The organism is Pseudomonas gorinensis, assembly GCF_042015035.1.
Classification (GTDB): domain Bacteria; phylum Pseudomonadota; class Gammaproteobacteria; order Pseudomonadales; family Pseudomonadaceae; genus Aquipseudomonas; species Aquipseudomonas gorinensis.
In genome coordinates this window covers 863,285-881,853 of record NZ_CP167125.1, presented here as the reverse complement: position 1 = coordinate 881,853, position 18,569 = coordinate 863,285, and the positions used below count along the sequence as shown (strand labels likewise).

The following is an 18,569-nucleotide window of genomic DNA, read 5'->3' as shown; positions in this document are numbered from 1 at the left end:
GTGGGCGAGCGATTTTGCACCAGCCCCACACCCCACTGGGCACGCTTCAGGCAAATCAGTAAATCCCTACAACTGAGCGTCTGGGTTTTCTTAGAGCCGAACGAATCGCAGGCCAAAAAAAGGCCCGCCATCCGAAGGAGGCGGGCCTTTCTCAACTCAACGAGTGCTCAGCACTCGGCGAATTACTTGTTGAGGTTGTAGTCTTTTTCCGCTGCATCAAAACGCTCGACCATACCGGCAGTCGGTGCGCCCAGCTTGCTGACGATGTAGATCGCCAGGCTGGCAAAGATGAAGCCTGGAATGATTTCGTACAGGCCCAGTAACGCGAAATGCTTCCACACGATCACCGTAATCGCGCCGACCAGGATACCGGCCAGTGCGCCGTTACGGGTCATGTGTTTCCAGATCACCGAGATCAGCACCACAGGGCCGAATGCCGCACCGAAACCGGCCCAGGCATAACTGACCAGGCCGAGGACACGGTTGTTCGGGTTGGCGGCCATGGCGATGGCGATCAAGGCCACCAGCAGCACCATGGCGCGACCGACCCACACCAGTTCAACCTGGGAGGCGTTCTTGCGCAGGAAAGTCTTGTAGAAGTCTTCGGTCAGGGCGCTGGAGCACACCAGCAACTGGCAGCTCAGGGTACTCATCACCGCCGCCAGGATGGCTGACAGCAGCACACCCGCGATCCAGGGGTTGAACAGCAGCTTGGCCAGCTCGATGAACACACGCTCGTGGTTCTCATTGACCGGGCCGGCCACTTCCGGATGCGCCGAGAAGTAAGCAATACCGAAGAAGCCTACGGCGACGGTGCCGCCCAGGCACAGGATCATCCAGGTCATGGAGATGCGTCGTGCGTTGGCGATCGACTTCACCGAGTCCGCCGCCATGAAACGCGCGAGGATATGCGGCTGGCCGAAATAACCCAGGCCCCAACCCATCAGCGAAATGACGCCGATGAAGGTGGTGTTTTTCAGCATGTTGAAGTTGTCGGGGTTCTTCGCTTCGATCGCCAGGAAGGTGGTATCGACGCCACCGGTGGCCAACAGCACGATGATCGGCGTCAGGATCAGCGCGAAGATCATCAGGGTGGCTTGTACGGTGTCGGTCCAGCTCACCGCCAGGAAACCACCGACGAAGGTGTAGGCAATCGTCGCCGCAGCACCCGCCCACAAGGCCGTCTCGTAGGACATCCCAAAGGTGCTTTCGAACAGACGGGCACCGGCCACGATGCCGGAGGCGCAATAGATGGTGAAGAACACCAGGATCACCACCGCGGAGATGATCCGCAGCAGGCCACTCTTGTCTTCGAAACGGCTGGAGAAGTAGTCCGGCAGGGTCAAGGCGTCGCCGTTATGTTCGGTCTGTACCCGCAGGCGACCGGCCACGAACAGCCAGTTGAGGTAGGCACCGACGATCAGGCCGATGGCGATCCAGCTTTCCGACAGGCCGGACATGTAGATTGCGCCCGGCAAGCCCATCAACAACCAGCCACTCATGTCGGAAGCTCCGGCCGACAAGGCCGTCACCACGCTACCGAGGCTGCGGCCGCCCAGGATGTAATCGGAAAGGTTGTTGGTGGAGCGATAGGCCATGAGGCCGATCAGTACCATTGCTGCGATGTAGATCACAAACGTGATCAGGGTGGGATTGCTAACGCTCATTAGAGTGACGCCCTGGCTTTGTTTTTATGTAGCGACGGTCTGTCGGACGGCCACCCGTGGATAGTGGGGTAGACGAACCGGCGTGCCGTGCATTTATGACTGGCGTTTCCCCAGGAAAGCCGCCAGCCGATGAACCGAACCCTGAAGGCGGTTGCACCTTGGGCGCGAATGCTATTCAACAAAGCAAATAAGGTGCAACCAGTTTCTGGGGAATAAGTTGCACCCAGGTGTAAATTCGAGAAAACAGCGTGTTTTTGCTCCTTTTCGGAGCAAGAACAGCCGATCTCAGAAGCAAATGCACCAATACCAAGCCGATTCCGTCGAAGGCCGGTTTTTTTCCGATGAAGCATCGAAAATTTCCTGAACAAAAAGGGTTGCACCCGGTTGCACCTCTTCATGCGCAAAGCTAATCTTGCCGCCAGCTGATGCCACTCGGTAGTGGCACCCATGAGGATAAGAAAATGGCTACGACCACCCTTGGGGTCAAACTCGACGACCCGACCCGCGAGCGCCTGAAGGCCGCCGCGACCTCCATTGATCGCACGCCGCACTGGCTGATCAAGCAGGCGATTTTCAATTACCTGGAGAAACTCGAGGGTGGTGCAACCCTGACCGAGCTCAATGGCTTGAGCAGCAAGGATGCCGATGATGCCGGTGAGGTTCAGGCCGACCACGCCCACCAATGCTTCCTGGAGTTCGCCGAGAGCATCCTGCCGCAATCGGTACTGCGCGCCTCGATCACCGCCGCTTACCGTCGCCCCGAACCAGAAGTGGTGCCGATGCTCATCGAGCAGGCTCGCCTGCCAGTGCAGATGGCCGAAGCCACCAACAAGCTGGCCGCTTCGATTGCCGAAAAACTGCGCAACCAGAAGAGCGCCGGCGGCCGTGCCGGTATTGTCCAGGGCCTGTTGCAGGAATTTTCCCTGTCATCCCAGGAAGGCGTGGCACTGATGTGCCTGGCCGAAGCGCTGCTGCGTATCCCGGACAAAGGCACGCGTGACGCACTGATTCGCGACAAGATCAGCACCGGCAACTGGCAGCCGCACCTGGGCAACAGCCCGTCGCTGTTCGTCAATGCCGCCACCTGGGGCTTGCTGCTGACCGGGAAACTGGTCGCCACCCACAACGAAGCCGGCCTCACCTCGTCCCTGAGCCGCATCATCGGCAAGAGCGGCGAGCCGATGATCCGCAAGGGCGTCGACATGGCCATGCGCCTGATGGGCGAACAATTCGTCACCGGCGAAACCATCGCCGAAGCCCTGGCCAATGCGAGCAAGTTCGAAGCCAAGGGTTTCCGCTATTCCTATGACATGCTCGGTGAAGCCGCACTGACCGAACACGATGCGCAGAAATACCTCGCGTCGTACGAACAAGCCATTCATTCCATCGGCAAAGCGTCCCATGGTCGCGGGATTTATGAAGGCCCGGGCATCTCCATCAAGTTGTCGGCACTGCACCCGCGCTACAGCCGCGCGCAGTACGAACGCGTGATGGACGAGCTGTACCCGCGCCTGCTGTCCCTGACCCTGCTGGCCAAGCAATACGATATCGGCCTGAACATCGACGCCGAGGAAGCCGACCGCCTGGAGCTGTCCCTGGACCTGCTCGAACGCCTGTGCTTCGAGCCGCAACTGACCGGCTGGAACGGCATCGGTTTCGTGATCCAGGCGTACCAGAAGCGCTGCCCGTATGTGATCGACTACGTCATCGACCTGGCGCGCCGCAGCCGCCATCGCCTGATGATCCGCCTGGTGAAAGGCGCTTACTGGGACAGCGAAATCAAGCGCGCCCAGGTCGAAGGCCTGGAAGGCTACCCGGTATACACACGCAAGGTGTACACCGACGTTTCCTACATTGCCTGTGCACGCAAACTGCTGTCGGTGCCGGAAGCCATCTACCCTCAGTTCGCCACGCACAACGCCCATACGCTGTCGGCCATCTACCATATCGCCGGTCAGAACTATTACCCCGGCCAGTACGAGTTCCAATGCCTGCATGGCATGGGTGAACCCCTGTACGAACAGGTCGTGGGCAAGGTGTCGGAAGGCAAGCTGAACCGTCCGTGCCGCGTCTATGCACCGGTCGGCACCCACGAAACACTGCTGGCCTACCTGGTACGCCGCCTGCTGGAAAACGGCGCCAACACCTCGTTCGTCAACCGTATCGCCGACCAATCGATCTCGATTCAGGAGCTGGTGGCCGATCCAGTGGCCAGCATCGAGCAGATGGCGACGCTGGAAGGCGGCTTCGGCCTGCCGCACCCGCGTATCCCGCTGCCGCGTGACCTGTACGGCAGCGACCGCGCCAACTCGGCCGGCATCGACCTGGCCAACGAACACCGCTTGGCGTCGCTCTCCTGCGCCCTGCTGGCCACTGCGCACAACGATTGGAAAGCCGCGCCGATGCTCGGATGCGCCGCCAGCAATCAAGCAGCGGCAGCGGTATTGAACCCGTCCGACCTGCGCGATGTGGTCGGCCACGTACAGGAAGCCACCGTCGAAGACGTCGATAACGCGATCCAGTGCGCCATCAACGCCGGCCCGATCTGGCAGGCCACCCCGCCCGCCGAGCGCGCCGCGATCCTGGAACGGGCCGCCGACCTGATGGAAGGCGAGATCCAGCCACTGATGGGCCTGCTGGCACGCGAAGCCGGCAAGACCTTCGCCAACGCCATCGCCGAAGTGCGTGAAGCCGTGGACTTCCTGCGCTACTACGCGGTACAGGCGCGCAACGACTTCACCAACGATGCCCACCGCCCGTTGGGCCCGGTGGTCTGCATCAGCCCATGGAACTTCCCATTGGCGATCTTCAGCGGCCAAGTCGCCGCGGCACTGGCCGCCGGTAATCCGGTGCTGGCCAAGCCTGCCGAACAGACCCCACTGGTTGCCGCCCAAGCCGTGCGCATCCTGCTCGAAGCCGGTATCCCGGAAGGCGTGCTGCAACTGCTGCCAGGCCAGGGTGAAAGCGTGGGGGCACGCCTGGTCGGTGATGATCGCGTCAAAGGCGTGATGTTCACCGGTTCCACCGAAGTCGCGCGCCTGCTGCAACGCAGCGTCGCCGGGCGCCTGGATGCCCAGGGTCGTCCGATCCCGCTGATCGCCGAAACCGGCGGCCAGAACGCAATGATCGTCGACTCCTCGGCGCTGACCGAACAAGTGGTCATCGATGTGGTGTCGTCCGCGTTTGATAGCGCCGGCCAGCGTTGCTCGGCCCTGCGCGTCCTGTGCCTGCAGGAAGATTCGGCAGACCGCGTGATCGAAATGCTCAAGGGCGCCATGGCGGAATGCCGCCTGGGCAACCCGGAGCGCCTGTCGGTGGATATCGGCCCGGTGATCGACGCCGAAGCCAAGGCCGGCATCGAGAAACATATCCAGGCCATGCGCGACAAAGGCCGCAATGTGTATCAGGTGGCGATTGCCGATGGCGAAGAGATCAAGCGCGGCACCTTCGTGATGCCGACCCTGATCGAGCTGGAAAGCTTCGACGAGCTGCAACGGGAAATCTTCGGCCCGGTACTGCACGTGGTGCGCTACAAGCGCAAAGAAATCGACCAGCTCATCGGCCAGATCAACGCCTCCGGCTACGGTCTGACCCTGGGTGTGCATACCCGCATCGACGAGACCATCGCCAAGGTGATCGACAACGTCAATGCCGGTAACGTCTATGTGAACCGCAACATCGTCGGGGCCGTGGTCGGCGTACAGCCATTCGGCGGCGAAGGCCTGTCGGGGACCGGCCCGAAAGCCGGTGGCCCGTTGTACCTGTATCGCCTGCTGTCGACCCGTCCTACGGATGCCATCGAGCAATCCTTCGTACGCGGCGACAAGCTGACTGCACCCGATGTGCGCCTGCGCGACGCCATGAGCCAACCGCTGAACGCCCTGAAAACCTGGGCCGACAGCAATAAGTTCAGCGAACTGAGCGCCCTGTGCACGCAGTTCGCCGCGCAATCGCAAAGCGGTATCACTCGCCAACTGGCCGGCCCGACCGGCGAGCGCAACAGCTACGCCATCCTGCCTCGCGAGCACGTGTTGTGCCTGGCGGAAGTCGAAGGCGACCTGCTGACCCAGCTCGCGGCGGTCTTGGCCGTTGGCGGTTCAGCGGTATGGCCGGAAACTGACCTGACCAAAGCCGTGTTCACACGCCTGCCGAAGGAGATTCAGGCGAAGATCAAACGCGTGGCGGACTGGACCAAAGACGAAGTGGTGTTCGACGCGGTCCTGCACCACGGCGATTCCGACCAACTGCGTGCGGTGTGCCAGCAAGTGGCCCAGCGTGGCGGGGCGATTGTCGGCGTGCATGGTTTGTCACAAGGGGAAACGGCGATTGCCCTGGAGCGCCTGGTGATCGAGCGAGCGTTGAGCGTCAACACCGCTGCGGCGGGCGGCAACGCCAGCCTGATGACCATCGGCTAACCCTGACGAAACACGGTCAACATGTGAGAGGGGGCTTGCCCCCGATAGCGGAGTATCAGTCAGTCCATCGGATACTGACACACTGCTATCGGGGCAAGCCCCCTCCCACATTTGATCGCCTTTCAATTCCCCTCCCCGCGTTCTGCCTCTTCATCACCCAAATCAATCTTGCTATCCAGCCTCTATTCGCGCACTTAGACTCCGGCCTACTCCATATAGGTAAGCCGCCATGTCCGAGACGCTCCTCAGTTCCCGCAATCTGGCTTTCGAGCTGTACGAAGTCCTCGACGCCGAGGGCCTGACCCAGCGCGAGCGGTTTGCCGAACACAACCGCGAAACCTTCGACGCCGCGATCAGCACCGCGCGCAGCATCGCGGAAAAGTACTTCGCGCCGCATAACCGCAAAAACGACGAAAACGAACCGCGCTACGAAGACGGCAAGGCAATTCTGATTCCAGAAGTGAAACCCGCCGTGGATGCCTTTCTGGAAGCCGGTTTCCTCAATGCTGCGCGCAGTTTCGAAGCCGGTGGCATGCAGCTACCCACCCTGCTGTCCCAGGCCTGTTTCGCCCACTTCCAAGCCGCCAACGCCGCCTCTACTTCCTACCCGTTCCTGACCATGGGCGCAGCCAACCTGATCGAAAGCTTCGGCACCGAGGAGCAGAAACAACGCTTCCTGCAGCCGATGATCGAGGGCCGCTTCTTCGGCACCATGGCGCTGACCGAACCCCATGCCGGCTCCTCCCTATCAGATATCCGAACCCGCGCGGAGCCTGCGGCCGACGGCAGCTATCGCCTCAAGGGCAACAAGATCTTCATCTCCGGCGGCGACCATCCGCTGTCGGAAAACATTGTGCACATGGTGTTGGCCAAGTTGCCGGACGCACCAGCCGGGGTGAAGGGCATTTCGCTGTTTATCGTGCCCAAATTCCTCGTCAACGACGACGGCAGCCTGGGGGCGCGCAACGATGTGTTGCTGGCCGGGCTGTTCCACAAGATGGGATGGCGCGGCACCACGTCCACAGCGCTGAATTTCGGCGATAACGGCCACTGCGTCGGCTACCTGGTGGGCAAACCCCACCAGGGCCTGAGCTGCATGTTCCAGATGATGAACGAAGCACGTATCGGCGTGGGCATGGGCGCGGTGATGCTCGGCTACGCCGGTTACCTCTACTCGTTGGAGTACGCCCGCGAACGCCCCCAAGGCCGCCTGCCGGACAGCAAGGACCCGACCACTGCACCGGTGTCCATCATCCAGCACGCCGATATCAAGCGCATGTTGCTGACCCAGAAAGCCTACGTCGAAGGCGCCTTCGACCTGGGCCTATATGCCGCGCGGCTGTTCGATGACACCACCACCCTGGCCACCGACATCGAACGCCGGCAAGCCCACGAACTGCTGGACCTGCTCACCCCCATCGTCAAATCCTGGCCTTCGGAGTTCTGCCTGAAGGCCAACGAGCTGGCGATCCAGATCCTCGGCGGCCACGGTTACACCCGTGAATACCCGGTGGAACAGTACTACCGCGACAACCGCCTGAACCCGATCCACGAAGGCACCCACGGCATCCAGTCCCTGGATTTGCTCGGGCGCAAGCTCGCACAGAACGGCGGCGCTGGTCTAAAACAGTTGATTCGGTTGATCGCCGAGACCGGCGCACGCGCGCAGAAATACCCTTCGCTGACCGCCCTGAGGGAACCGCTGGAACACCTGGTGGCCCGCCTGCAAAGCGTCACGATTGGCCTGCTGACCGATCTCGCCCAAGGCAAGGTCAACAGCAGCCTGGCGAACTCGGCGCTGTACCTGAAGGTATTCGGGCACACGGTGATCGGTTGGCGCTGGCTGGAACAGGCGATTCGCGCCGAGGAAGGGTTGGCCAAGGGCAATGCAGCGGATGTCGACTTCTATAAAGGCAAGCTCCAGGCTGCGCGGTATTTCCTGACGTGGGAGGTGCCGGGTTGTCATCACGAATTGCGCCTGCTGGAGAACAGGGATGACACCTGCCTGAACATGCAGGACAAATGGTACTAAGCACCTGTCAAGGTTGACAGGTGTTGATCACACGAGAGGCAGATAGAATCGTATGCCCTGAACGTTGTCTTGCCGTATTCGGGATAAGTGCAGTTTTTTCTGCAGCGCGACTACGCATAGGATCAACATCAATGAAAACGAAAATCATGCTTCAACAAGAAAACATCGGCACATCCAGCTATGTCGGTGATGCGCCGGAAGATGTTTTGATCAGAATCGGTGAGGAGTGGATCGTAGACAAGACCTACGTTTGCACCAACAAAACATACAAGCTGCTGCCTGACGTGGGCGAGGAGAAAAACCGCTACACCGTCGAAGCCGTATTTTCAGAAAAAGCGACAACAGAGCCCGCCTCGGCGCGCAAAGTCGAAGTGGTCTTTACTGTTAAAAATGATCGCGCGTTCCCGGAAGTACCAGGGACGGAACACAACCCCGAATACGTGTTCTCCATCACCATTGGCGATCGCTTGACCGACAGATCAAACCAAACAGCGTCGGTACTTCGAAAATACTATCGCCCTATGTCAGGGGGCCGACTGACGATCGGCTATTACCTGGGTTAAGGCTGAACATTCAAAAGCGACGCGCCCATGTTCAGCAGGCATACGCTCCCGGTAGATGGGAGCGTATCGCCGAGTTTGCGGTTAGATACCGCCTGGCATGCAGCCATCGGTTCAACGGCAGTATCAAGGCTGCCCGATCGCCTTCGAAATCACCTCGACCGTGGCGCTGACTTGCTCTTGGTAACGGTCGAGTTCCTGCTGGTGACGCTGCTGCATTTCGATCTGCTCGGCGCACAGGTTCAGCGCGGCCAGCACCAGTAATTTGTCACCGATGAGGGTCGGGTACTTTTTCTTGGTGGTGGCCAGGGAGGCCTTGAGCATCGTCACGGCGTGCATCAGGGTTTGATCTTCCCCGGCCGGTGCCTTGATCGAGTAATCCTCTCCGAGAATCGAAACGACCTTTATCCCTTGGTTCATGCGCTGACAGGCCCTGCGCTCACGCGTTCAACCAGTGCTTGAATGCGCGCGGCGGTGGCACCGTGCTTTTCTTCCTGCTCCATCAGGTTCAGTTGCAGGCTGTCGTTCTCATCCTTGGCGCGGGCCAGTTCGGCCTTGAGGGCCTCGTTGCTGCCCAGCAGGTCTTGATTCTGCTGTACCAGGTCGCTGACCAGTTGTTCCAGTTGGCTGAGGGATGCTTCTAACATTTTGATTTCTCTGGCTTTTTAAAAGGGCGGTGACGATAAAGAAAATTCACCTCGGATGCCAGGGTTATCCCCGGCGCGCAGCCCGATAGTTAAGGGCCGGGCCGCACTTTCGAGCCTTAGTGACTGCATTTACCCCATCTGGTTCCGGAATCGGTGCAACCCCTCGTCAGATGCGACAAAAGCGCACGCCCCTTTAGACTTTAGTCGTACGGCCGATACGCGATGCACACCCCGTCTCATGGCCGCATGGATCGCGCTCCTCCCCCAGGACTCCAGCATGTCTCTTCGTAATATGAATATCGCGCCGCGCGCCTTCCTAGGCTTCGCGTTGATTGGTGCACTTATGTTGTTTCTCGGTGTATTCGCCCTGAACCAGATGAGCAAGATCCGTGGCGCCGCGGAAGACATCACCCTGTCCAGCGTGCCGAGCATTCGCGCCCTTGATGAATTCACCCAACTGACCCTGCGCCTGCGGGTGCTGTCATACCGCTTGCTGACCAACCGCGAACCGGATGTGCAGCAAAAAACCCTGGAAGCCTTTGACCTGCGCAACCAGCAGATTCGCACAGCACAGGGTGTCTACGAAAAACTGATCGACAGCAGCGAGGAACGCTCGACCTACGACGAGTACGTGCGTTTGCTCAGCCAATACCATCAGATCGAAGAGCGCATGAAGAGCTTGTCGCGCGCCAACCAGATGGAGGAATTGCGCAGCCTGCTCAACACCGAATTGCTGAGCAACTCCGAGCAGGTCAACGCCGTACTCACGCGCCTGCTGGAGATTAATAACAAGATGGCCCTGGCCACCAACCAACAAGCCGAAGACCAGTACAACCTGGCCTTTGACCTGGTGGTGGGCCTGCTGGTGATCGCCACCGCGCTGACGTTGTTGTTCGCCTGGCTGTTGACCCGCAGCATCACCGTGCCGATTTCCCAGGCCCTGGATGCCGCGGAAGAGATCGCCGAAGGCAACCTCACGCGGCCGATCAAGGTCGACGGCAACGACGAGGCCGGTCGCCTGCTGGCGGCGATGACGAAGATGCAGGACAAACTGCGCGACACCTTGCAACGCATCGCCGGCTCGGCCACCCAGTTGGCTTCCGCCGCGGAAGAACTGAACGCGGTCACGGATGAAAGCGCTCGCGGCCTGACCCAGCAAAACAACGAAATAGAACAAGCCGCCACCGCCGTCAACGAGATGACCAGCGCCGTCGAGGAAGTCGCACGCAATGCGGTGAGCACCTCCGAGGCCTCGCGCAACGCCACCACCTCTGCCGGTGACGGCCGCGACCTGGTACAGGAAACCGTCAGCGCCATCGAGCGCATGAGTGGCGACGTGCAAGCCACTGCCACGCTGATTGGCGAGCTGGCCAATGAGTCCCGTGATATCGGCAAGGTACTCGACGTGATTCGCGGCCTGGCCGACCAGACCAACCTGCTGGCCCTGAACGCGGCGATTGAAGCGGCGCGCGCGGGCGAAGCCGGCCGCGGTTTTGCCGTGGTGGCCGATGAAGTGCGGGCCCTGGCCCATCGCACCCAACAATCCACCAGCGAAATCGAGCGCATGATCGGCAGCATCCAGGCCGGCACCGAGCACGCCGTGGACTCGATGCGTAACAGCACCGAGCGCGCGGAATCGACGCTGAACATCGCCAAAGGCGCAGGTATGTCGTTGGACACCATCAACACGGCGATCATCGAGATCAACGAGCGCAACCTGGTCATCGCCAGCGCGGCGGAAGAACAGGCCCAGGTGGCGCGGGAAGTGGACCGCAACCTGGTGAATATCCGCGACTTGTCGGTGCAATCGGCAACCGGCGCCAGCCAGACCAGTGCGGCGAGCGGTGAGCTGTCGCGCCTGGCGGTGGATTTGAACGGGATGGTCGGGCGCTTCCGCCTCTAACTGATACAACTGGGTCAAGAAGGTGGGAGGGGCTTGCCCCCGATAGCAGTGTGTCAATCAGCACATCTGATTCTGATACAGCGTAATCGGGGGCAAGCCCCCTCCCACATTTGGATCTATATGAATCAGAAAAAGCTTTTTGACAGCGCGGCAATTCAACAGGTTAGAATCGCTGGCACGTAGACTGCATGGTCAGTTTGCGCCCGTCTTATATGCTCATGGAGTACTGCCTTTGAATGCGACGACCATCAACAGCCTGTTCTTGATCGGCGCGTTGCTGGTGGGTGCAAGCATTCTGGTGAGTTCCCTGTCGTCCCGCCTGGGTATCCCGATCCTGGTGATCATCCTGGCCGTGGGCATGGTCGCCGGCGTCGACGGCGGCGGTATCATCTTCGATAACTACCCGACCGCCTACCTGGTGGGCAACCTCGCGTTGGCCGTGATCCTGCTCGACGGCGGCTTGCGCACGCGGGTGGCGAGTTTTCGCGTGGCACTCTGGCCGGCGCTATCGCTGGCCACGGTGGGGGTGTTGATTACCACCGGCCTCACCGGCATGGCCGCCGCCTGGCTGTTCAACCTCAATATCATCCAGGGCCTGCTGATCGGCGCCATCGTCGGCTCCACCGACGCCGCCGCGGTGTTCTCGCTGCTCGGCGGCAAGGGCCTCAACGAACGGGTCACCGCCAGCCTGGAAATCGAATCCGGCAGCAACGACCCGATGGCAGTGTTCCTCACCGTCACCCTGATCGACATGCTTGCCAGCGGCCAGACCGGCCTGCACTGGAGCCTGCTGACCCACCTGATCCGCGAATTCGGCATCGGCGGCCTCATCGGCCTCGGCGGCGGCTGGCTGATGCTGCAAATGGTCAACCGCATCAACCTGGCCACCGGCCTCTATCCGATCCTGGTGATCGCCGGCGGCCTGGTGGTATTCGCCCTGACCAACGCCCTGCACGGCAGCGGCTTCCTCGCGGTGTACCTGTGCGGCCTGGTGATCGGCAACCGCCCGGTGCGCAGCCGCCATGGCATTTTGCATATGCTCGACGGCATGGCCTGGCTGGCCCAGATCGGCATGTTCCTGGTGCTGGGGTTGCTGGTCACGCCCCATGACCTGCTGCCCATCGCCCTGCCGGCCCTGGGCCTGGCACTGTGGATGATCCTGTTTGCGCGGCCATTGTCGGTGATGGTCGGCCTGCTGCCGTTCAAGGCGTTCCACGGCCGCGAGAAAGCCTTTATTGCCTGGGTCGGCCTGCGCGGCGCGGTGCCGATCATCCTGGCGGTGTTCCCGCTGATGGCCGGCCTGCCCCATGCGCAGCTGTACTTCAACCTGGCGTTCTTTATCGTGCTGGTCTCGCTGCTGGTACAGGGCACCAGCCTGCCGTGGGTGGCCAAGCTGCTGAAAGTGACCGTACCGCCGGAGCCCGCACCGATTTCCCGGGCGGCCCTGGAAGTCCACGTCACCAGCGAGTGGGAGCTGTTCGTCTACCGCCTCGGCGCAGAGAAATGGTGCATCGGCGCCGCCCTGCGCGAACTGAAAATGCCCGAAGGCACACGGATCGCCGCGCTGTTCCGTGGCCAGCAACTGCTCCACCCGTCGGGTAGTACGGTGTTGGAAGTCGGCGATCTGCTCTGCGTGATCGGCCACGAACACAACCTGCCGGCCCTGGGCAAACTGTTCAGCCAGGCGCCGCAACGCGGCTTGGATCTGCGCTTTTTCGGCGACTTCGTCCTCGAGGGCGACGCCCAGCTGGGCGCGGTTTCCGCCCTGTACGGCCTCAAGCTGGAAGGTATCGACCCGGACATGCCACTGAGCCGCTTCATCACCCAGAAAGTCGGCGGTGCGCCCGTGGTCGGCGACCAGGTGGAGTGGAACAACACCATCTGGACCGTCGCGGTCATGGACGGGAACAAGATTGGCAAAGTCGGCGTCAGATTCCCCGAAGGAAGTCGCCCGGGCCCCGGACTCTTCCTCTAAACTGCGGGGCGACAACGCCCCTGATTCTTCACCTTGCTCGACCGGTCTCTATGCTAACCCTGCGCACTTTTCTCGCCACTGCCCTGCTGGGCCTGACTCTTTGTGTCGGCAGCGTATATGCCGCCGACCCACCCAGCGCCGACGCCATCCAGCAAACCCTGGACAAGCTGCCTGATCGCAAGCTGCCCGACGCCGACATGAAGGCGCTGCAGTCGATCCTGCAACAGACCCTGACCTACCTGGGTAACAAACAGGATTACGAACAGCGCCTGGCGGACCTCAAGCGCCAGCTGGAAGACGCGCCGCGCCAGACCAGCGAGAACCAGCGCGAACTGACCCGGCTCAAGGCCACCAAGGTCATTCCGGTAGCCCAGCGCTACGCCTCGCTGCCGGTGCCGCAACTGGAGCAATTGCTGGTGCAGCGCACCACCCAGCAAGGCGACCTGCAAAAAGACCTGGCCGAAGCCAACAGCCTGACCATTGCCGCCCAGACCCGCCCCGAGCGCGCCCAGACCGAAATCAGCAACAGCCAGACGCGCATCCAGCAGATCAATTCGACCCTCAAGGCCGGCAAGGACAATGGCAAGACCCTCAGCAGCGACCAGCGCAACCAGTTGAACGCCGAACTCGCCGCCCTGAACGCGTTGATCCCCCTGCGCCGCCAGGAACTGGCCGGCAACAGCCAACTGCAAGACCTGGGCAACAGCCAGCACGACCTGGTAGTCGAAAAGACCGCGCGCCTGGAACAAGAGATCCAGGACCTGCAAACCCTGATCAACCAGAAACGCCTGGCCCAGTCCCAACAGACCGTTACCCAACAATCGATCGAAGCGCAGAAAGCCGGTGGCAGCAGCCTGCTGGCCACGGAAAGCGCGGCCAACCTGAAGCTGTCCGATTACCTGCTCAAAAGCACCGACCGCCTCAACGACCTGACCCAGAAAAACCTGCAGACCAAGCAGCAACTGGACACCGTGACCCAGAGCGACTCGGCGCTGGATGAACAGATCAACGTCCTCAAGGGCAGCCTGCTGCTCTCCAAGATCCTCTACAAGCAAAAACAGGCACTGCCACGCCTCACGGTAGACCGCGACCTGGCGGACGATATCGCCAACATTCGCCTGTATCAGTTCGAGGTCAACCAGCAGCGCGAGCTGATCAGTTCCCCCAGCACCTACGTAGACAACCTGCTGGCCAACCAGCCGCCGGACGATATCACCCCGCAACTGCGCCGCACCCTGCTGGAACTGGCGATCACCCGCAGCGACCTGCTGGAGCGCCTGAGCCGCGAACTGAGCGCACTGCTTAACGAATCGATCACCCTGCAACTGAACCAGAAACAACTGCTCAGCACCGCCACCACCCTGCGTGCGACGTTGGACGAGCAGATGTTCTGGATCCCCAGCAACAAGCCGCTGGACACCGAATGGCTGGAAACCGTACCGGCGCACCTGAGCAAGCAAGTCACCAGCCTGCCTTGGGCCTCCAGCGTCAGCGAACTGTACGATGGCCTGACCCAGCGCCCCCTGCTGTTCCTGCCGCTCCTGCTGTTGATCGGCGCCCTGCTGTGGCGACGTAACGCCCTGTACGCCCGCCTGAAAAAGGTCCACCTGGATATCGGCCACTTCAAGCGCGACAGCCAGTGGCACACACCACAGGCGATCCTGGTGAACATCCTGCTGGCGATGCCGGTGGCCCTGGGCCTGGCGCTGTGCGGCTATGCACTGCAGATCGACGCCCGTGGGCAAAACGCCAACCTCGGCGCGGCACTGTTGCAGATCGCCCAGGCGTGGCTGGTGTTCTACACCGCCTACCGCATCCTGGCGCCGGGCGGCGTGGCCGAGTTGCACTTCCGCTGGGAAAAACCCCAGGTCGAATTCCTGCAAGGCTGGGTGCGCAAGCTCGGGCTGGTGGTTCTGGCCCTGGTGGCCGTGGTGGCGATTGCCGAACATCAACCGGCAGCGCTGGCCGACGATGTGCTGGGCATTGGCGTGGTGCTGCTGTGCTATGCGCTGATGGCCTGGCTACTGGGGCGCCTGCTGTTACACAGCCCGACCCACGAAAAAGCCTCGCTGTTTCGCAAAGCCATGGGCCTGGTGTTTACCGCGCTGCCCATCGCCCTGTTTATCGCCGTGTGCTTCGGCTACTACTACACCGCGCTCAAGCTCAGTGACCGGTTGATCAATACCCTGTACCTGCTGATGCTCTGGCTGGTCATCGAAGCCACCTTCGTACGCGGCCTGGGCGTTGCCGCACGGCGCCTGGCCTACTCCCGCGCCCTGGCCAAGCGCCAAGCAGCCAAGGAAGCCGGCGACGGCGAGGCGGTGATCGAAGAACCGACCCTGGACATCGAACAGGTCAACGAACAATCGATGCGCCTGATCCGCCTGGCCTTGCTCGGCGGCTTCATCGCGGCGCTGTACTGGGTGTGGTCAGACCTGATCTCGGTGTTCTCCTACCTGGACAACGTCACCCTCTACGAATACACCAGCGGCACCGGCGCCAATATCAGCATGGTGCCAATCAGCATCGGCGACCTGCTCGGCGCGCTGATCATCATCGGCATCACCTTCGCCCTGGCGCGCAACCTGCCCGGCTTGCTGGAGGTGCTGGTGCTGTCCAAGCTGGACCTGGCCCAGGGCAGCGCCTACGCCACCACCACGTTGCTGTCGTATGTGATTGCCGGCGTCGGCTTTGTCTCGACCCTGTCCACCCTCGGTGTGAGCTGGGACAAGTTGCAATGGCTGGTCGCCGCGCTGTCGGTGGGCCTGGGCTTCGGCATGCAGGAGATCTTCGCCAACTTTATCTCCGGCATCATGATCCTGTTCGAACGCCCGGTACGGATCGGCGACACCATTACCATCGGCAACCTGTCGGGCACCGTGAGCAAGATCCGCATCCGCGCGACCACCATCACCGACTTCGACCGCAAGGACATCATTGTCCCGAACAAGACCTTCATCACCGGGCAATTGATCAACTGGTCGCTGACCGACACCATCACCCGAGTCACCCTGAAACTGGGGGTGGACTACGGCTCCGACCTGGACCTGGTGAAGGAATTGCTGCTCAAGGCTGCGCGAGAAAACCCACGGGTGCTGAAGGAACCGGAACCCCATGTTTACTTCCTCAACTTCGGCGAAAGCACCCTCGACCATGAATTGCGCATGCACGTGCGCGACCTGGGCGACCGCAACCCGGTGATCGACGAGGTGAACCGTTTTATCAACCGCGAGTTCAAGAACCACCACATCAACATCTCGTTCCGGCAGATGGAGGTCTACCTGAAAAACCTCCACGGCCAGGAGTACAAGCTGGTGCCGGTAGAAGACGAAAACAGGACCATCGTCGGTCCGGTCGAATCCCCGGATACCCCGGAGCCACCACCGGGCAAAGTGGCGGATGCCCCCGAGCCGCCACCCTCCAAGCTCGACTAAACCGCCTATCCCCAGCAGAATGCTCGGACATTCTGCTGGAGATGGCCGGTGAAAGCCCTCGACGAACTGACCTTCGACAACCGCTTCGCACGCCTGGGCGACGCGTTCTCGACCCACGTATTGCCTGAACCCCTCGACGAACCACGCCTGGTCGTGGCGAGCGATGCCGCCATGGCCCTGCTCGACCTCGACCCGACGGTGGCCGAAACCCCGGTATTCGCCGAGCTGTTTGGCGGGCACAAGCTATGGGCCGAGGCGGAACCGCGGGCGATGGTCTACTCCGGGCACCAGTTCGGCTCCTACAACCCACAATTGGGCGATGGCCGTGGGTTGCTGCTGGGCGAGGTGTACAACGCCGCCGGCGAGCATTGGGACCTGCACCTCAAGGGCGCCGGGCAGACGCCTTACTCGCGCATGGGCGACGGCCGCGCCGTGCTGCGCTCTTCGATTCGTGAGTTTCTCGCCTCTGAAGCGCTGCACGCGCTGGGCATTCCCAGCAGCCGCGCACTGTGCGTGATCGGCTCCAGCACCCCGGTGTGGCGTGAGAAGCAGGAACGCGGGGCCATGGTCCTGCGCCTGGCCCGCAGCCATATCCGTTTTGGTCATTTTGAATATTTTTATTACACCAAGAAGCCCGAACAGCAGGCTGAACTGGCCGAACACGTGTTGAACCTGCACTACCCCGAGTGCCGCGAACAGCCCGAACCGTATCTGGCGATGTTCCGCGAAATCGTCGAACGCAATGCAGAACTGATCGCCAAATGGCAGGCGTATGGTTTTTGCCATGGGGTGATGAACACCGACAACATGTCGATCCTCGGCATCACCTTCGACTTCGGGCCGTTTGCGTTTCTGGATGATTTCGACGCGCACTTCATCTGCAACCACTCCGATCACGAAGGACGCTACTCCTTCAGCAACCAGGTGCCGATTGGCCAGTGGAACCTCAGCGCGCTGGCCCAGGCACTGACGCCGTTTATCAGCGTCGATGCCTTGAAGGAAGCCCTGGGCCTGTACCTGCCGTTGTACCAGGCGCACTACCTGGATTTGATGCGTCGTCGTTTGGGGCTGACCACTGCTGAAGACGATGATCAGAAATTGGTGGAGCGCTTGCTCAAGCTGATGCAGAACAGCGGCGTGGACTACACGCTGTTCTTCCGACGGCTGGGGGATGAATCGGCAGCGTTGGCCGTGACGCGGTTGCGCGATGATTTCGTCGATAGAGCCGGGTTTGATGCCTGGGCCGAGCTGTACAAAGCCCGTGTCGAACGGGAGGGGGACGGCACCGAAGAACAGCGCCGTGCGCGAATGCATGCGGTGAACCCGCTGTACATCCTGCGCAACTACCTCGCACAAAACGCCATTACCGCTGCCGAGTCAGGCGATTACAGCGAAGTGCGGCGCTTGCACGAGGTGCTTTCCAAGCCATTCGAGGAACAGGCGGGGATGGAACAGTACGCGCAGCGGCCGCCGGATTGGGGCAAGCATCTGGAGATCAGCTGTTCGTCGTGATACGCGCCATGCTCGCGATTAGATGAACATATCGACCGGCACCTTGAAATAATCCGCCAGCCAACGAATCTGCCGAACGTTGAGCTGGCGTTTTCCACTTAGGATTTCCGAGACAACCGATTGAGCGCCAACACCTGGCAAATCACTCTGCGTCAAACCATGCTCCTGCATCAGGGATCGCAATACGTCGACACCGCTGGCCTCTGGCACTGGCCAATGCTCCAAGTCATAAGCCTCGACCCAGTCACCGATGATATCGACCACGCCCATCAACGGGTGAGCTTCGTCTTCCCCTACGATATCCAGCAATTCGTCGAGCGCCTCCACCAGCACATCGTAGTCAGCCTCGGTTTTGGGCTTGCGCAACAGGGGCGACACGAATTGCCAATGCTCGGCCACCTGCTCGATCAGCACACTCATTTCC

At 61.2% G+C, this 18,569-nt stretch carries 11 protein-coding genes and 1 pseudogene; 8 read left to right on the top strand and 4 right to left on the bottom strand.

The window, feature by feature from the left end; genetic code table 11:
* Positions 1-182: 182 nt before the first annotated feature.
* The gene (gene putP, locus AB7933_RS03955; protein ID WP_024073019.1) at positions 183-1,667 is read right to left on the bottom strand and encodes a sodium/proline symporter PutP; all 1,485 of its coding nucleotides are present in this window, start codon (positions 1,665-1,667) and stop codon (positions 183-185) included.
* A gap of 461 nt (positions 1,668-2,128) precedes the next feature.
* On the opposite strand from putP, the gene putA reads away from it, so the two are divergent.
* The 3 genes from putA (at position 2,129) to AB7933_RS03940 (ending at position 8,677) form a co-directional block, all read left to right on the top strand.
* Positions 2,129-6,082, top strand: coding sequence for a trifunctional transcriptional regulator/proline dehydrogenase/L-glutamate gamma-semialdehyde dehydrogenase (gene putA / locus AB7933_RS03950; RefSeq protein WP_024073018.1), 3,954 nt, complete (start codon positions 2,129-2,131; stop codon positions 6,080-6,082).
* Positions 6,083-6,311: 229 nt separating this feature from the next.
* Positions 6,312-8,114 (top strand): acyl-CoA dehydrogenase, encoded by a 1,803-nt coding sequence (locus AB7933_RS03945; protein ID WP_024073017.1) that lies wholly within the window; start codon positions 6,312-6,314, stop codon positions 8,112-8,114.
* A 131-nt stretch (positions 8,115-8,245) separates the two neighbouring features.
* Positions 8,246-8,677: a hypothetical protein gene (locus tag AB7933_RS03940; protein WP_024073016.1), complete on the top strand. Its 432-nt coding sequence runs from the start codon at positions 8,246-8,248 to the stop codon at positions 8,675-8,677.
* A gap of 123 nt (positions 8,678-8,800) precedes the next feature.
* Here AB7933_RS03940 and AB7933_RS03935 read toward each other — a convergent pair whose 3' ends face one another.
* Together AB7933_RS03935 and AB7933_RS03930 are read right to left on the bottom strand one after the other, a co-directional pair.
* The gene (locus AB7933_RS03935; RefSeq protein ID WP_024073015.1) at positions 8,801-9,094 is read right to left on the bottom strand and encodes a cell division protein ZapA; all 294 of its coding nucleotides are present in this window, start codon (positions 9,092-9,094) and stop codon (positions 8,801-8,803) included.
* Positions 9,091-9,321, bottom strand: coding sequence for a hypothetical protein (locus AB7933_RS03930; protein ID WP_024073014.1), 231 nt, complete (start codon positions 9,319-9,321; stop codon positions 9,091-9,093). Before AB7933_RS03930 ends, AB7933_RS03935 begins: the two co-directional genes overlap by 4 nt.
* Positions 9,322-9,376: 55 nt before the next feature.
* Here AB7933_RS03930 and AB7933_RS32495 point away from each other — a divergent pair.
* The 5 genes and pseudogenes from AB7933_RS32495 to selO all read left to right on the top strand — a co-directional run.
* Positions 9,377-10,369, top strand: a pseudogene (locus AB7933_RS32495) (MCP four helix bundle domain-containing protein); the annotation flags it as partial.
* Positions 10,352-11,224 carry a methyl-accepting chemotaxis protein gene (locus tag AB7933_RS32490; protein ID WP_404940606.1) on the top strand — a complete coding sequence of 291 codons (873 nt, stop codon included), beginning with the start codon at positions 10,352-10,354 and terminating at the stop codon, positions 11,222-11,224. The pseudogene AB7933_RS32495 and the gene AB7933_RS32490, both read left to right, overlap by 18 nt.
* A 232-nt stretch (positions 11,225-11,456) precedes the next feature.
* A complete protein-coding gene (locus AB7933_RS03920) occupies positions 11,457-13,199 on the top strand; it encodes a potassium/proton antiporter (protein WP_024073011.1) in 1,743 nt (580 codons plus the stop codon).
* Between the two features lie 50 nt (positions 13,200-13,249).
* Positions 13,250-16,633 carry a mechanosensitive channel MscK gene (gene mscK / locus AB7933_RS03915; RefSeq protein WP_024073010.1) on the top strand — a complete coding sequence of 1,128 codons (3,384 nt, stop codon included), beginning with the start codon at positions 13,250-13,252 and terminating at the stop codon, positions 16,631-16,633.
* 48 nt (positions 16,634-16,681) lie between these two features.
* Entirely contained in the window at positions 16,682-18,145 is a 1,464-nt protein-coding gene (gene selO / locus AB7933_RS03910; protein ID WP_024073009.1) for a protein adenylyltransferase SelO, read from the top strand.
* Between the two features lie 18 nt (positions 18,146-18,163).
* Here selO and AB7933_RS03905 read toward each other — a convergent pair whose 3' ends face one another.
* Complete coding sequence (locus AB7933_RS03905) at positions 18,164-18,565, bottom strand: helix-turn-helix domain-containing protein (protein WP_024073008.1); 402 nt, start codon at positions 18,563-18,565, stop codon at positions 18,164-18,166.
* Positions 18,566-18,569 lie beyond the last annotated feature (4 nt).

What these genes read in the sequence shown, in the direction of transcription:
- putA (WP_024073018.1), top strand. Translation starts at nt 2,129, where the DNA reads ATGGCTACGACCACCCTTGGGGTCAAACTCGACGACCCGACCCGCGAG.
- AB7933_RS03935 (WP_024073015.1), bottom strand. Translation starts at nt 9,094, where the DNA reads ATGAACCAAGGGATAAAGGTCGTTTCGATTCTCGGAGAGGATTACTCG.
- mscK (WP_024073010.1), top strand. Translation starts at nt 13,250, where the DNA reads ATGCTAACCCTGCGCACTTTTCTCGCCACTGCCCTGCTGGGCCTGACT.
- putP (WP_024073019.1), bottom strand. Translation starts at nt 1,667, where the DNA reads ATGAGCGTTAGCAATCCCACCCTGATCACGTTTGTGATCTACATCGCA.
- AB7933_RS03940 (WP_024073016.1), top strand. Translation starts at nt 8,246, where the DNA reads ATGAAAACGAAAATCATGCTTCAACAAGAAAACATCGGCACATCCAGC.
- AB7933_RS03945 (WP_024073017.1), top strand. Translation starts at nt 6,312, where the DNA reads ATGTCCGAGACGCTCCTCAGTTCCCGCAATCTGGCTTTCGAGCTGTAC.
- AB7933_RS03930 (WP_024073014.1), bottom strand. Translation starts at nt 9,321, where the DNA reads ATGTTAGAAGCATCCCTCAGCCAACTGGAACAACTGGTCAGCGACCTG.
- AB7933_RS03905 (WP_024073008.1), bottom strand. Translation starts at nt 18,565, where the DNA reads ATGAGTGTGCTGATCGAGCAGGTGGCCGAGCATTGGCAATTCGTGTCG.
- AB7933_RS32490 (WP_404940606.1), top strand. Translation starts at nt 10,352, where the DNA reads ATGACGAAGATGCAGGACAAACTGCGCGACACCTTGCAACGCATCGCC.